The 12929-nt window shown below is 47.0% G+C and carries 14 protein-coding genes; 6 read left to right on the forward strand and 8 right to left on the reverse strand.

Features of this window, described 5'->3' with window-relative positions; all coding sequences use genetic code 11:
• Window positions 1-124: 124 nt before the first annotated feature.
• The gene (locus tag VGN67_RS07495; RefSeq protein WP_327486176.1) at window positions 125-1267 is read right to left on the reverse strand and encodes an acyl-CoA dehydrogenase family protein; all 1143 of its coding nucleotides are present in this window, start codon (window positions 1265-1267) and stop codon (window positions 125-127) included.
• A 300-nt stretch (window positions 1268-1567) separates the two neighbouring features.
• On the opposite strand from VGN67_RS07495, the gene VGN67_RS07500 reads away from it, so the two are divergent.
• The 3 genes from VGN67_RS07500 (at window position 1568) to VGN67_RS07510 (ending at window position 4820) form a co-directional block, all read left to right on the forward strand.
• On the forward strand, window positions 1568-2908 hold the full coding sequence (locus VGN67_RS07500; protein ID WP_327486177.1) for a UDP-glucose/GDP-mannose dehydrogenase family protein: 1341 nt from the start codon (window positions 1568-1570) through the stop codon (window positions 2906-2908).
• A gap of 32 nt (window positions 2909-2940) precedes the next feature.
• A complete protein-coding gene (locus tag VGN67_RS07505; RefSeq protein ID WP_327486178.1) occupies window positions 2941-3930 on the forward strand; it encodes a UDP-glucuronic acid decarboxylase family protein in 990 nt (329 codons plus the stop codon).
• 281 nt (window positions 3931-4211) lie between these two features.
• The gene (locus VGN67_RS07510; RefSeq protein WP_327486179.1) at window positions 4212-4820 is read left to right on the forward strand and encodes a DUF4136 domain-containing protein; all 609 of its coding nucleotides are present in this window, start codon (window positions 4212-4214) and stop codon (window positions 4818-4820) included.
• A 97-nt stretch (window positions 4821-4917) separates the two neighbouring features.
• On the opposite strand, the gene frr is transcribed toward VGN67_RS07510, so the two are convergent.
• Genes frr through dusB form a run of 7 tightly spaced genes read right to left on the reverse strand, consistent with a single transcriptional unit; the run spans window position 4918 to window position 10624 of the window.
• Window positions 4918-5478, reverse strand: a complete 561-nt coding sequence (gene frr, locus VGN67_RS07515) for a ribosome recycling factor (protein ID WP_327486180.1) — start codon at window positions 5476-5478, stop codon at window positions 4918-4920.
• An 8-nt stretch (window positions 5479-5486) separates the two neighbouring features.
• On the reverse strand, window positions 5487-5969 hold the full coding sequence (locus VGN67_RS07520) for a hypothetical protein (RefSeq protein WP_327486181.1): 483 nt from the start codon (window positions 5967-5969) through the stop codon (window positions 5487-5489).
• Window positions 5966-7309, reverse strand: a complete 1344-nt coding sequence (locus VGN67_RS07525; protein WP_327486182.1) for an AAA family ATPase — start codon at window positions 7307-7309, stop codon at window positions 5966-5968. Before VGN67_RS07525 ends, VGN67_RS07520 begins: the two co-directional genes overlap by 4 nt.
• A 36-nt stretch (window positions 7310-7345) precedes the next feature.
• Window positions 7346-8071 (reverse strand): UMP kinase, encoded by a 726-nt coding sequence (gene pyrH / locus VGN67_RS07530; protein WP_327486183.1) that lies wholly within the window; start codon window positions 8069-8071, stop codon window positions 7346-7348.
• Window positions 8072-8131: 60 nt separating this feature from the next.
• Window positions 8132-8647: an acetyl-CoA carboxylase biotin carboxyl carrier protein subunit gene (locus VGN67_RS07535; protein ID WP_327486184.1), complete on the reverse strand. Its 516-nt coding sequence runs from the start codon at window positions 8645-8647 to the stop codon at window positions 8132-8134.
• Window positions 8625-9629, reverse strand: coding sequence for a DMT family transporter (locus VGN67_RS07540; RefSeq protein ID WP_327486185.1), 1005 nt, complete (start codon window positions 9627-9629; stop codon window positions 8625-8627). Before VGN67_RS07540 ends, VGN67_RS07535 begins: the two co-directional genes overlap by 23 nt.
• Window positions 9626-10624: a tRNA dihydrouridine synthase DusB gene (dusB, locus tag VGN67_RS07545; RefSeq protein ID WP_327486186.1), complete on the reverse strand. Its 999-nt coding sequence runs from the start codon at window positions 10622-10624 to the stop codon at window positions 9626-9628. Before dusB ends, VGN67_RS07540 begins: the two co-directional genes overlap by 4 nt.
• A 132-nt stretch (window positions 10625-10756) precedes the next feature.
• Here dusB and VGN67_RS07550 point away from each other — a divergent pair, with 132 nt between their 5' ends.
• From VGN67_RS07550 to VGN67_RS07560, 3 genes are read left to right on the forward strand one after another with little or no spacing between them, the layout of a single operon-like run.
• Window positions 10757-11716, forward strand: a complete 960-nt coding sequence (locus VGN67_RS07550; protein WP_327486187.1) for a type II CAAX endopeptidase family protein — start codon at window positions 10757-10759, stop codon at window positions 11714-11716.
• Window positions 11717-11763: 47 nt separating this feature from the next.
• The gene (locus VGN67_RS07555; RefSeq protein WP_327486188.1) at window positions 11764-11985 is read left to right on the forward strand and encodes a DUF2007 domain-containing protein; all 222 of its coding nucleotides are present in this window, start codon (window positions 11764-11766) and stop codon (window positions 11983-11985) included.
• Window positions 11957-12790: a phosphatidate cytidylyltransferase gene (locus VGN67_RS07560; protein WP_327486219.1), complete on the forward strand. Its 834-nt coding sequence runs from the start codon at window positions 11957-11959 to the stop codon at window positions 12788-12790. Before VGN67_RS07555 ends, VGN67_RS07560 begins: the two co-directional genes overlap by 29 nt.
• The last annotated feature ends 139 nt before the right edge of the window (window positions 12791-12929 follow it).

A 12929-nucleotide genomic window follows, 5' to 3' on the forward strand; every position in this document is an offset into this window, starting at 1 on the left:
GCTCGAATACAACTAATGTCGGATAAGCGTCCCTGGCATAGTGTCGTCGGTACGCTTTGGGGATAAATGGTAAGCGGTAAAAGACCGCAGCCGCTTCTGATCAGGAGCGGCTGCGGTTGGTAGTTTAATCTTTCAGTATCTCCCGGGAAATAACCAGTTTCTGAATCTCACTGGTACCTTCCCCGATGGTACATAGCTTGCTGTCGCGGTAGAATTTCTCGGCCGGATAATCTTTAATAAAGCCGTAGCCTCCAAAAATCTGAACGGCCTCATTGGCTACCCGTACGGCGGTTTCGGAAGAATGGTACTTGGCCACTGAACTGGCCAGACTTACTTTTTCACCCCGGTCTTTGCGGTCGGCGGCATCAAAGGTTAGCATGGTCGAGGCCTGTATATCGGTATACATATCGGCCAGTTTGAAGGCAATACCCTGAAAGTGTGAAATAGGATGCCCGAACTGGTTACGCTCTTTGGAATAGGCCAGCGCCGCTTCGTAAGCGCCCTGGGCAGTACCTACTCCCAGGGCCGCGATGGAAATGCGCCCCCCGTCCAGGACTTTGAGCGACTGAATAAATCCATCACCTACTTCACCCAGCCGCTGGCTGTCGGGGATGCGGCAATCCTGAAAAATAAGCTCCGCGGTTTCGCAGGCCCGCATACCCAGTTTATCTTCCTTCTTCCCGGCCGAAAAGCCCGGGGTACCTCTTTCTATGATAAAAGCGGTGGCACCGTGTTTGTCACCGGGCTCACCCGTGCGGGTTATGACTACGGCCACGTGGCCACTTTTACCGTGGGTAATGAAGTTCTTGGAGCCGTTAAGTACCCAATGGTCCCCATCACGCACCGCTACGGTACGCATATTACCGGCGTCAGACCCCGTATTGGGCTCGGTAAGGCCCCAGGCCCCAATCCATTCGCCCGATGCCAGCCTGGGCAGGTACTTACTCTTCTGGTCTTCATTGCCAAACATAAGGATATGGTTGGTGCAAAGAGAATTATGGGCCGCCATGGAAAGACCAATGGAGGGGTCTACTTTGGAAATCTCAATAATGGCTGCTACGTACTCGCGGTACCCCAGGCCGGCTCCGCCGTACTCGGTAGGTACCAGTACGCCCATCAGGCCCAGTTCGCCCAGTTTATGAAATATTTCTGCCGGAAAGTACTGGCTGTCATCCCATTCGCGGATGTGAGGGCGGATGTACCTTTCGGAAAAGTCCCGAACCGTTTGCTCAATAAGCGTTTGGTTTTCGGCAATGTCAGTTGTCATAGAATGCGCTACTTTAGAATGTTGATGAGTAGTTGGAAATTACTAATTGAATCCTGACAATATAACGATTATAAGAACCTATTGTTAGTAAGCGGTATACAATAGTACGTAAGCGGAGCCCCGGGACCAGTTACAGGGCTGCGGGGGCGGTACCGTTTCCTAAGTATTGGGTGCAGGAGGCTTGTTATTATAAGAAATAAACTATTTTTGAGCGGATTTAAAGAAACAATTGCCTGAATTTAGTTTAAGAAGAATCCATCTAAACTTATATCTCACACATAACAAACTAATCATTACGATATGAAAATAGCAGTAGTAGGTACGGGCTACGTGGGCCTGGTGACGGGTACCTGTTTCGCCGAGACGGGAAACCAGGTATGTTGCGTCGACATTGACGAAAACAAAGTCGCCCGCCTCAATGGGGGCAAAATACCCATCTACGAGCCGGGACTCGACGTACTCTTTGACCGCAACGTAGTCGAGGGCCGCCTGAAGTTCACCACCAACCTGGCCGAAGGTATCAAGGACGCCCAGGTTATCTTCCTGGCGCTGCCTACCCCTCCGGGCGAAGATGGCTCGGCCGACCTGAAGTACATCCTGCAGGTAGCCCACGACCTGGGGCCCATCCTGGACCAATACGCTGTTATTGTCGATAAAAGTACCGTACCCGTGGGTACCGCCGAAAAAGTACGTGCGGCCATTGCCCAAAACGCCAAAGTGGACTTTGACGTCGTGTCCAATCCGGAGTTCCTGCGGGAGGGCGTAGCCGTGGAAGACTTCATGAAGCCCGACCGCGTGGTGGTAGGTACCACTTCCGAAAAGGCCCAGAAGGTTATGGAGAAGCTCTACGCGCCGCTGGTACGGCAGGGCAACCCGGTTATTTTTATGGACGAGCGCTCGGCCGAAATGAGCAAGTACGCCGCCAACTCCTTCCTGGCCATGAAGATTACCTTCATGAACGAGATTGCCAACCTGTGCGAGAAAGTAGGCGCCAACGTTGACGACATCCGCCGCGGCATCGGTACCGACAGCCGCATTGGCAAGCGCTTCCTCTTTGCCGGCATCGGCTACGGCGGTAGCTGCTTTCCCAAGGATGTACAGGCCCTGGCCAAAACCTCCCGGGACTATGACTATGACTTCCGCATCCTGAAATCGGTGATGGATGTCAATGAGGACCAGAAGAAAAAGCTGCTGCCGCTGGTGAAGGAGTACTTTGGCGGGGAACTGCGGGGCAAGACTATTGCGGTGTGGGGACTGGCTTTCAAGCCTTACACGGATGATATTCGGGAAGCACCGGCGCTGGAAAACATCAAGGCGCTGCTGGCGGCCGGAGCCAACGTAACGGCCTACGATCCCGAAGCCATGGAGAACGTAAAGCGTCAGCTGCCGGAAGTTACCTACTGCCACACGCCCTACGCGGCCCTGGACGACGCCGACGCGCTGATGATTTTTACCGAGTGGCCGCAGTTTCGCACGCCGGACTTCGAGAAGATGACGCGCCTGCTGAAGAACAAGGTGGTCTTTGACGGCCGCAACCTCTACGAGCTGGACATCATGCGCGAGCAGGGCTATACCTATTATTCTATAGGGAGAGAAGCTGTGAACCATACCGTGAGCCAGGTGGAGCCTAGCTTAGAATAATTGTACCTTTTTTACTACCTATACCTTTATACATGAAACGCGTACTTATAACCGGAGCGGCAGGATTTCTGGGATCACACCTGTGTGATCGCTTCATCAGGGAAGGTCACCACGTGATCGGCATGGATAACCTCATAACCGGGGACATGCGCAACATTGAGCACCTGATGCCGAATCCGCACTTCGAGTTTTATCACCACGATGTTACCAAGTTTGTACACGTACCCGGCGACCTGCACTATATCCTGCATTTTGCCTCACCAGCCAGCCCGATCGACTACCTTAAGATTCCGATCCAGACCTTGAAAGTAGGCGCTATGGGTACCCATAACCTGCTGGGGCTGGCCCGGGCCAAGGGTGCCAGATTTATCATTGCCTCCACCTCGGAAGTATACGGCGACCCGCTGGTGCATCCGCAGACCGAAGACTACTGGGGCCACGTAAACCCCATTGGGCCGCGTGGCTGCTACGACGAAGCCAAGCGCTACCAGGAAGCCATTACCATGGCTTACCACCGCTACCACGGTCTGGAAACCCGCATAGTCCGGATATTCAATACGTACGGTCCGCGCATGCGCCTGAACGACGGCCGGGTTCTGCCGGCTTTCATTGGGCAGGCCCTGCGGGGTGAAGACCTGACGGTATTCGGTGATGGCTCCCAGACCCGTTCGTTTTGCTACGTCGACGACCTGGTGGAAGGTATTCACCGGTTGCTCCTGAGCGATTACCCGTATCCGGTCAACATTGGTAATCCGGCTGAAATTACCATTGGAGAGTTTGCCGAGGAAATTATTAAAATAACGGGTACCAGTCAGAAGGTGATTTACAAGCCCCTGCCCCAGGACGACCCCAAGCAGCGCCAGCCGGACATTACAAAAGCCAGGGAGATACTGGAATGGGAACCTAAGGTACTTCGCGAGGAAGGACTGCGTATTACCCTGGACTATTTCAAAAATCTGCCGGAAGAACGGCTCTACGAAGAATCGGGGCACCGGGTTTTTGAAGAGTTCAAAAAAGACTAATATTACCTCATGTTTTAAACCAAAAAAGTCTCCCTACAAGGAGACTTTTTTGGTTTGAAAATTTTGGAATGGCATCTTCAGGCGTAGAATACTTTTCGCACTAACAGTGTGGATAACAAGGGACACTAGTAGAGTATACAGGCTAATTAAGCGAAAATTGACGAGTAGGAACGACTTTTGTGCTTCTTTATAGCGAGCTTTGATTGGTGATAATGAACGTATTAATATAAATGTTGAATTTCAAAGCTCTTTATTAATGTCGAACTAAAACATGAAAAATTATGAAAGAGTTAAAGAAAGTGTTTATTGTAGTACTAGCCTTTATAACGACGCCGCTATTAGCGCAGAACTATACCGTTACATCTGATAAAGATTTGTCAGCCCCTTTTGACAAATATAAAACTTACGCATGGGCCAAGAGTATTAATTCAGCTAAAAGTCTGGCGTATGCAGTAAATGATGCAATACTTAAGACAGCTATCCGGGATGCCGTTGCTCATGAAATGGCTGCCCGTGAATTTAAAATGAAACAGCAAAATCCTGATATACTGGTTAATTTCCGCGTATTTGATAAGCCTGTAGAAATGACTGGTTACGAAGGATATTTCCGTGATGCTGAATACTGGGGTACTGACGAAGTCCGGAATAACAATTTAGGTCTAATACCACGAGCAAGTACTACCGGTACAAATGATCGGGGAACTGAATATTATTTTGACAAAGGTACTATTTTAGTACAGTTAGTAGACGCTAAAAAAGGAGTAGTAGTATGGCAAGGATATGCCAGCGGATTGACAGACGGTAACGTATTTGATAAAAATACGGAGCATGTTGCCAAAGCTATTAATCTGGTTTTTGAAGAACTAGATTTAGTATTGAACGAAAAGTAAAAGTCTTGACTATAAGAACAATATAGCTATGAAAATAAAGAAGGCTCTTCCCAACGGGAGAGTCTTCTTTATGTATATTGTAAAATGTGGCAGCTACCTATACCTCCATAATATCTTTTTCTTTGGCCACAAATACCTGGTCAACTTTGGTAATATAGCTGTCGGTAATTTTTTGCACCCGTTCTTCACCAACTTTTACCTCATCTTCCGATACGCCTTCTTTGGTTAGTTTACGAATAGAGTTATTGGCATCCTGCCGGATATTCCGGATATTAATCTTGGCGGTTTCTACTTCCTGCTTGGCCCGCTTTACCAGGGCCAGACGGCGCTCCTCGGTCAGGGGAGGAATATTTATACGGATTAGCTCACCATCGTTGGAGGGAGAAAAACCCAGATTGCTGTTCCGGATTGCCTTGTTAATTTCTCCAATCATGTGCTTCTCAAAAGGCTTTATGGCAATGGTACGGGCATCGGGGGTGTTGACGGTGGCAACCGTATGTAGTGGAGACATAGTACCATAGTACTCTACCTGAATACCATCCAGCATTTGGGGAGTGGCCTTTCCGGCGCGAATCTTTGAAAGTTCAATGTTCAGGTGCTTTATTGCTCCTTCCATCGTGTCCCTGGCGTCTTCCAGGTACAATTCTATTTCTTCCATGAGTTTGGTTAAATTTGTTCAATTAACTTCTGACTCCCAATAAGCACTAAATCTTTCACAGCTTTTATGTTGAGAGGATACTTTCCACGCAGAAATCGTATTAATTCCTCTTTCTCTTGCTGCTGCGTTGCTTTTATAACTTTAGACTGAACTATTCGGCAGCAAAATGAGAAAGTCAATAATTTTGAATTTAACTCTAAAATTGTTGACTTTATTTGAATTATCGCATCTTTTAGATTTTGTCCCTTTAACTCGATAAAAAACGCCTTCTTATAACTACAATCTAAAAGAAGATAATCGCATTTTTTTATTTTATCCTGTTCTTTTATTAAACAATCATCAACTTTTATTCTAATTAGATAGTGATGAGATACGTTTTCTATTCTATATTCAGATTTTGACCTTTTATCTTTAAAAACAATAAATTTAGCTTTATTGTCACAGTACTCTGTGCATTCAATATGACCAAATGGATTATAGTATTTACTCATTCGTCATATTGTATTTCGAGTAAATCATCAAAACTATTCATAATATCATTTGAAACTTGATCAAGTAAATCATGACTAATTAAATTTGTTTCCTGATCTAATATCTCTATAATTTTCCCTTCATCCAAATAGCCTACAAACAAACGTTTTGAGTTAACCCAGAGCAATGAATCAACTATATTACTTACTCTTTCCCTATAAATTTGACCCACATCGTGAGCTTTTAAAAGATTATTTAAAGCTGCAAGTACATACGGGCTGTGGGTAGTTATTATAGTTTGACTGTGCTTTGAATTTGCCAATATGGTAATTAAATAGGTAATATCACGTTGTGCTTCTGGAAAAAGGTGGGCTTCCGGTTCCTCAATAATGGTATTGTAACTACTGCCTTCGCTACTTCGTGATTCTGTTAATAAGTAATTTAGAGTATTTATAAGCCAGCTTGCTTCCTGTTGGCCGGAAGAGGTATATTTTAATGGAATTGCGTATCCAAAGCCATTACTGTAATGTACTATTTCATCCCCTCCATTTCCAACCTGAAAGTCTCCCCGCATTATTTGGCGAGAAACTTTATTAGATAACAAAAAAACGTCTGAATCATTAGTAGATGAATTTATCTTTGCAGTCATTCCAAACAACTTAGAGTAGTTTGGAGATGCTAAGAAATTTCTTCTTATTGTATTAGTTAATTTAATAAATTCTGTATTGAAATAATCTAAACTATTACTTTCAACTAATGAAACAGAATTAGAAAGTAAAGGTAAAATGGATCTTCCAGCCGGAATAAATGTATTAACTAGTTTTAAATCATTCTTTATAAAATTTCTTCTGGCCTGCTCTAATATTAAATTATCAATTAGCTTAGCTATCACCTCGATCGATAAATTTCTATCTTTACTTGAATTTTTTTTATTTTTATAAAAAGTGTTTAAAGTTTCTTCAATGTATTCTACATCCTCCTTAAAACCATTGCTAATAGTTATATCATCCTGAAATTGCTCAATAAGATTTAATACATTAATATCTATTCTATATTCTACTCCATACATAAAACTAATTTTCCCATTTCTAAATGTTGGAAAAATAGAAGTAAACAATTTTCGTATATCATTTTTTAATAAATCTACTAAATTTGAATCGCCATCAAACAAGAAATAATTCAAGGCAAAAGTAGGAATAGTAGTTTGCCTGTAAGTTTTGTTAATTTCTGAAAAAAAATATATTAATTTAGCTAACGTACTTTTACCAGAAGCCTGTGGCCCAATAAAAACCATGTAATCCTTGATTTCCAAGCTTACCTTCTGTAGTGGGCCGAAGTCTTCTATTTCAATACGCTGCATAAAAAGACTATTTTTTCAACATCCCAAATCTAAAAACTAACACTCATTGGTCACCAGGGTACCTACTGTTTTCCCCATGACCAAATCAAACAAATTACCGTTCTTATTCATATCAAACACAATGATAGGCAGGTTGTTCTCCTTGCAAAGCGTAAAAGCTGTCAAATCCATTATTTTCAGATTTTTACTCAGGGCCTCATCAAAGGACAGACAATCGTACTTGGTGGCGGTAGGATCTTTCTCAGGATCAGCGGTATATACGCCATCTACCCGGGTACCTTTCAGTACTACGTCGGCTTCTGACTCAATGGCCCGCAGGCTGGCGGTAGTATCCGTCGTAAAATAGGGATTACCGGTACCGGCCCCGAATATCACAACCCGTCCTTTCTCCAGATGCCGGTTGGCCCGGCGCCGGATCAGAGGCTCACTTACCTGCTCCATCTTGATGGCCGACATCAGGCGGGTATGCATGCCATGTTTTTCGAGCGTACTTTGAATGGCCATTCCGTTAATAACCGTGGCCAGCATACCCATGTGGTCACCCTGTACCCGGTCAATGCCTGATTTCTCTACGGAAGCTCCCCGGAAAATGTTTCCCCCGCCAATCACAATGGCAATCTGCACACCGGCATCAGCTACCCGCTTGATTTCCTGGGCGTACCGGTCAAGAATGTTAAAATCAATTACCTGGGTTTTGTCGCCGCCATTGAGGGCTTCGCCGCTGAGTTTTAGAAGAATGCGTTTGTATTTAGGTTCCGGCATGTTGTAGATGTTGGAATGGATTTGTAAAAATAAGGGTAGGGGGGGCAGAATTACAAGTTTTTACTCAAACTCTACCAATACCTGGTTCTTTTCGACGCTATCGCCCGGCTTAATCCGGACGGCTTTTACCTTGCCTTCGCCGGGTGCTTTTATGGCATTTTCCATTTTCATTGCCACCAGTACCAGTAGGATATCTCCTTTGTGTACCTCGATACCTGGCTGTACGCTCACCGATTGTATCAGGCCGGGCATTGGCGCTTTTACTTCGTTTACTTTGGTACTGGCCGCATTGCTCATGCCCATACTTTCAAGCAGGAGGTCAAAGCGGTCCTGGGCGGTAGTGGTATACAACTGACCGTTGATACGGAAGGTGAGAGTTTTGGCAGCGCGGTCCAACTCCACTACTTCCAGGTTGAAGGAGCGGCCTTTCCAGATAACATGGTACCAGCCACCTCCCCTGGTGGTACCATTCAGAGGTACTATGTCGCCATCAAATGCGGTTTCGCCCAGCCACCACTGGTTTTTCTCCTGACGTACTTCGTAGGTATCGGATTCATTCACCTTGATCTTGAGCATGAGCTGTGGGTTTGGTTGGTTTGGTGATAAATGGACTGGTAGCGGGTACCTGGGTATTTTGGCTTTTTATTATTGTAGTTTTTCGTTTCCGGTTAATAAGGTAAACGCCCACCAGAATTACCCCCGTCCCCAGCCATTGCTGCACCCCTATACTTTCATGGTCCAGTATTCCCCAGGAAAGCGCCACGATGGGCATCAGGTAGGTTACCGAAGCCGCAAACACCGCGCTGGACAGTTGAATAAGCCGGTTGAAAAGAATAGACATAAGGCCTGAAGCCAGAATACCCAGACTCATCAGAAACGACGACGGCAGCAGGTTGTCCGGGTTGGACATCTTTCCAAAAAATCCGGTAAAGAGCAGGATTCCGAAGGCCAGCGGCCCTATTCCCGCAAATATCCAGGCCGTAGATACCAGGGCGGGCAGGCGGCTCAGGTACCTGGAAATAATGTTGATATTGGTACCATAAAAAATAGTAGCGGCTACCGCACAGAGGGCGTAGGGATTAGTTACGGACAGAGAAGTGCCGGTCCGGGTCAGAATCAGCATGAGGGCACCGGCCAGGGCAATTAACAGCCCCGCTACCTGCATCCCCCGCGAGCGCTGCCCAAAAAATAACGCCCCGATGAGCATGGTAAACATGGGACTGAGGGCATTGAGGGTACCTGCCATGGCACTGCTGACGTGCCTGGCGGCTTCGGCAAAGAGAAAAGCGGGCAATAAATAGCCCAGCAACCCCGATAAGAACAAGTACCTGAGCAGGGGACGTGGTACCTCTTTATAGGTACGCAGTAGCACAGGAATAAAGAAAAAAAACGCCAGGAAAACCCGGCCCGCCGCCACCTCCGCTACACTGTATACCTGAAGACTTTTCTTAATCAGTATAAAGGAACTGCCCCATACCAGTGCCAGCAGCAGCAGCAGTCCCCAGGTTAACAGGGGTGCGTCAGTCCGGGCAGAAGGTAGGGGAGTAGTTTGACTCATGCGGTAATGGCTTCGGTCTGGCTGAATACCTCTGCAATCTCGTCCAGCACGCTATTTAACTCCTGAAAAGACATGCTTTCTACGAGCCGCATGCGATACGGCTTGAAGTGATTAAAACCCCGGAAGTAGTTGGTATAATGGCGGCGCATTTCGAATATCCCCGTAATTTCTCCTTTCCAGCGAACCGAAAACTCCAGGTGCTTGCGGCAGGCTTCCACCCGCTCGGGCAGGGTGGGCGGGGCCAGCAGTTCGCCCGTGCGGAGGTAGTGTTTGATCTCGTTGAAAATCCAGGGGTACCCAATGGAAGCGCGTCCCACCATGATACCATCCACGCCGTAGCGGTTTTTATATTCAAGCGCCTTTTGGGGGCTGTCAATATCGCCATTCCCAAAAATAGGAATCCGGATACGCGGGTTTTCTTTGACTTTGGCAATGAGGGTCCAGTCGGCAGCGCCTTTGTACATCTGTACGCGGGTGCGGCCGTGTACCGTCAGGGCCTGAATACCAATATCCTGCAGGCGCTCGGCTACATCCAGAATATTTTTAGTACTGTCATCCCAGCCCAGTCGGGTCTTGACCGTCACGGGCAGGTGGGTAGCTTTTACGACGGCCTCGGTCATCTTTACCATCTTGGGAATGTCCTGTAACAGGGCGGCACCGGCTCCCCGGCAGGCCACATTCTTGACCGGACAACCGTAGTTGATATCAATAAGATCCGGTCCGGCTTTGGTGGCTATTTGCGCGCAGGAACGCATGGTTTCTATATCACTGCCAAACAGCTGAATCCCGATAGGGCGTTCATACTCAAATATATCCAGCTTCTGTACACTTTTGGCGGCATCCCTGATCAATCCCTCCGACGAAATGAATTCGGTATACATCAGGTCGGCTCCGTTTTCCTTACACACCGCCCGAAAAGGCGGATCACTTACGTCTTCCATGGGTGCCAGCAGCAGCGGAAACTCACCCAGCTCAATAGGCCCGATCTTTACCATTATTATAGTACTTTATGAAAATTTTATTACCTTATTCGCCACAGGGGCAAGTTCCGGAAAAGTAGTAATTCTAACACCTTCTCAAAGAAACTTGTTCTCTGATATGAAATTAGCCGTAAATTTACACCAAATATGGCAGAAACTAACCACCCCCCGGTTCGCTCGCGCGTGCCCAATACCTGGCGAAGCCTCCTGGTACTGATTGGATTTATCCTGATTGGTATGTCGGTGGGAAATATCCTGGCCGCTATGCTGCTGCTGGCTTACCTGGCCACGCAGGGCGATTTTTCGATGGATGTAATCACAACCCTGCTCCAGAACCCCGAACAGGTACCAAATGGCTGGTACGCCCTGATGATCCTGCAGAGTACGGCCCATCTTTTTACGTTTCTGGTACCTTCTTTGCTGTACTGGTACTATATTGAACGGCGCAAAACCGACGATTTTAATTTTCGGGAGGAGGCTTCGGGCCGCATCTGGCTGCTGGTGTTGATCCTGGTAATCGTTTTTATGCCGTTCAATAGCCTGATTATTGAGTGGAATGCCGAAATGAAGCTGCCCCACGCCCTGCAGGGCCTTGAAAACTGGATGCGCAACAAAGAAGACCAACTGGGTGAACTGACTAAGTTCCTTACCCAGTTTGAAACCATACCTCAGTTACTCATTGCCGTACTGGTAATTGCGCTTATTCCGGCCATTGGCGAGGAGGTACTTTTCCGGGGGGTACTGCAACGAAAGCTGGCTGAACACTGGTCCAGCGTACACCTGGCCATTTGGGTATCGGCTGCTTTGTTCAGCGCTATTCACATTCAGTTTTACGGCTTTTTGCCGCGCCTGCTGCTGGGGGCGTTGTTTGGCTACCTGTACTATTGGTCGGGCAGGTTGTCGCTGGCGATATTTGCCCACTTTGTCAACAATGGCTTCACGGTACTGATGGTGTACCTGTACCACGTCCGGTCCGTCGAAATCAACATCGAAGACACCCGTTCGGTACCTTTTGGTACAGCGGTGTTTTCTTTTGCCGCAACGGCGGCCTTGCTGTACAGTATGTGGAGGTGGACCGGACACTTTAGGGATAATAGAATGGTCTGAAACCTGGCTTACGTCAGGAGGACTGCACCTGGTACTAAAAACTTTGTATGGAAGATAATTGGGAAAAGATATTTGCGACCAATCAGGTAGTGAGGGCCGAAATAGCCCGGTCAGTACTCGAACAGAATGGTATAAACGCCGTGGTACTTAATAAGCAGAGTAGTAGCTATCCTCTATTTGGACTTTGCGAAGTATATGTACCTGCCGAAGACGCCACTAGTGCCAAAAACCTTCTGAATGATGAGTCCTCACTTAAAGAATCTGAATAATTTACAACAACGGGTGGTGGCGGCAATGGTGGGGGTAGCGATTATCCTGATGTCAATCCTTTACAACGATCTGACATTCATGCTGCTGTTCTGTACGCTGAGTGCACTTACCCAGCTTGAATTTTACAAACTACTGGGACTGGATGGCAATCAGCCTCTGACCCACTATGGTACCCTTTGTGGCGTAGTGCTGATTATCCTTACCTATATTATTGAAAAAGGAATAGTCGCCTTTGAAAACTACTTCCTGATCAGCCCGCTGCTGGCCATGATTTTTTTCATTAAGCTCTACAAAAGAAATGACCTGAAGCCTTTTACCAACATTGGTTTTACTTTTCTGGGGCTTATCTACGTAGCGTTGCCCTTTTCGCTGATTATTGCAGTAGCCATGCGCGGGGGAATTTACAACCACGAGATAATACTGGGTAGCCTGCTGCTGTTATGGGCCACCGACATCGGAGCTTACTTTGCGGGTACCAAGTTTGGCCGGCGCAAGCTTTTTGAGCGGGTATCACCCAAGAAATCGTGGGAAGGGGCCGTCGGTGGGGCCATATTCGCGGCTTTTGTCGCCTTTGGGCTTGGTTTATATTTTCATACCTACGAACCCTGGAAATGGTACTGCATCGGGGCCATTATTGTGGTAACAGGTACTTACGGTGATTTGGTGGAGTCGCTTTTCAAGCGAAGTATCGCCATCAAAGACTCGGGCAGCAGTATTCCGGGGCACGGAGGCTTTCTGGATCGGTTTGATGGTTTACTGCTTTCGGCACCTTTTATTGTCACCTTTATTAAGATATTTTCCTGAGCGTGGCACCCTTTTTTATCTTGTTTTGCTAACAATGAGAAATAAAGTCGGGCGTTAGAGTTAGAGGGGTAGTACAACGTTTTACCAATGGGATGGCTCTTACTAACCAACGGCCTACCTAAGAACCCACTTAAAAGAG

Origin of the sequence: Telluribacter sp. (genome assembly GCF_035998675.1) — a bacterium.
In the GTDB taxonomy this organism is placed as follows: Bacteria; Bacteroidota; Bacteroidia; order Cytophagales; family Spirosomataceae; genus Telluribacter.

Coding starts and splice junctions, on each gene's coding strand:
- VGN67_RS07495 (WP_327486176.1), bottom strand. CDS start 1,267: ATGACAACTGACATTGCCGAAAACCAAACGCTTATTGAGCAAACGGTT.
- VGN67_RS07500 (WP_327486177.1), top strand. CDS start 1,568: ATGAAAATAGCAGTAGTAGGTACGGGCTACGTGGGCCTGGTGACGGGT.
- VGN67_RS07505 (WP_327486178.1), top strand. CDS start 2,941: ATGAAACGCGTACTTATAACCGGAGCGGCAGGATTTCTGGGATCACAC.
- VGN67_RS07510 (WP_327486179.1), top strand. CDS start 4,212: ATGAAAGAGTTAAAGAAAGTGTTTATTGTAGTACTAGCCTTTATAACG.
- frr (WP_327486180.1), bottom strand. CDS start 5,478: ATGGAAGAAATAGAATTGTACCTGGAAGACGCCAGGGACACGATGGAA.
- VGN67_RS07520 (WP_327486181.1), bottom strand. CDS start 5,969: ATGAGTAAATACTATAATCCATTTGGTCATATTGAATGCACAGAGTAC.
- VGN67_RS07525 (WP_327486182.1), bottom strand. CDS start 7,309: ATGCAGCGTATTGAAATAGAAGACTTCGGCCCACTACAGAAGGTAAGC.
- pyrH (WP_327486183.1), bottom strand. CDS start 8,071: ATGCCGGAACCTAAATACAAACGCATTCTTCTAAAACTCAGCGGCGAA.
- VGN67_RS07535 (WP_327486184.1), bottom strand. CDS start 8,647: ATGCTCAAGATCAAGGTGAATGAATCCGATACCTACGAAGTACGTCAG.
- VGN67_RS07540 (WP_327486185.1), bottom strand. CDS start 9,629: ATGAGTCAAACTACTCCCCTACCTTCTGCCCGGACTGACGCACCCCTG.
- dusB (WP_327486186.1), bottom strand. CDS start 10,624: ATGGTAAAGATCGGGCCTATTGAGCTGGGTGAGTTTCCGCTGCTGCTG.
- VGN67_RS07550 (WP_327486187.1), top strand. CDS start 10,757: ATGGCAGAAACTAACCACCCCCCGGTTCGCTCGCGCGTGCCCAATACC.
- VGN67_RS07555 (WP_327486188.1), top strand. CDS start 11,764: ATGGAAGATAATTGGGAAAAGATATTTGCGACCAATCAGGTAGTGAGG.
- VGN67_RS07560 (WP_327486219.1), top strand. CDS start 11,957: ATGAGTCCTCACTTAAAGAATCTGAATAATTTACAACAACGGGTGGTG.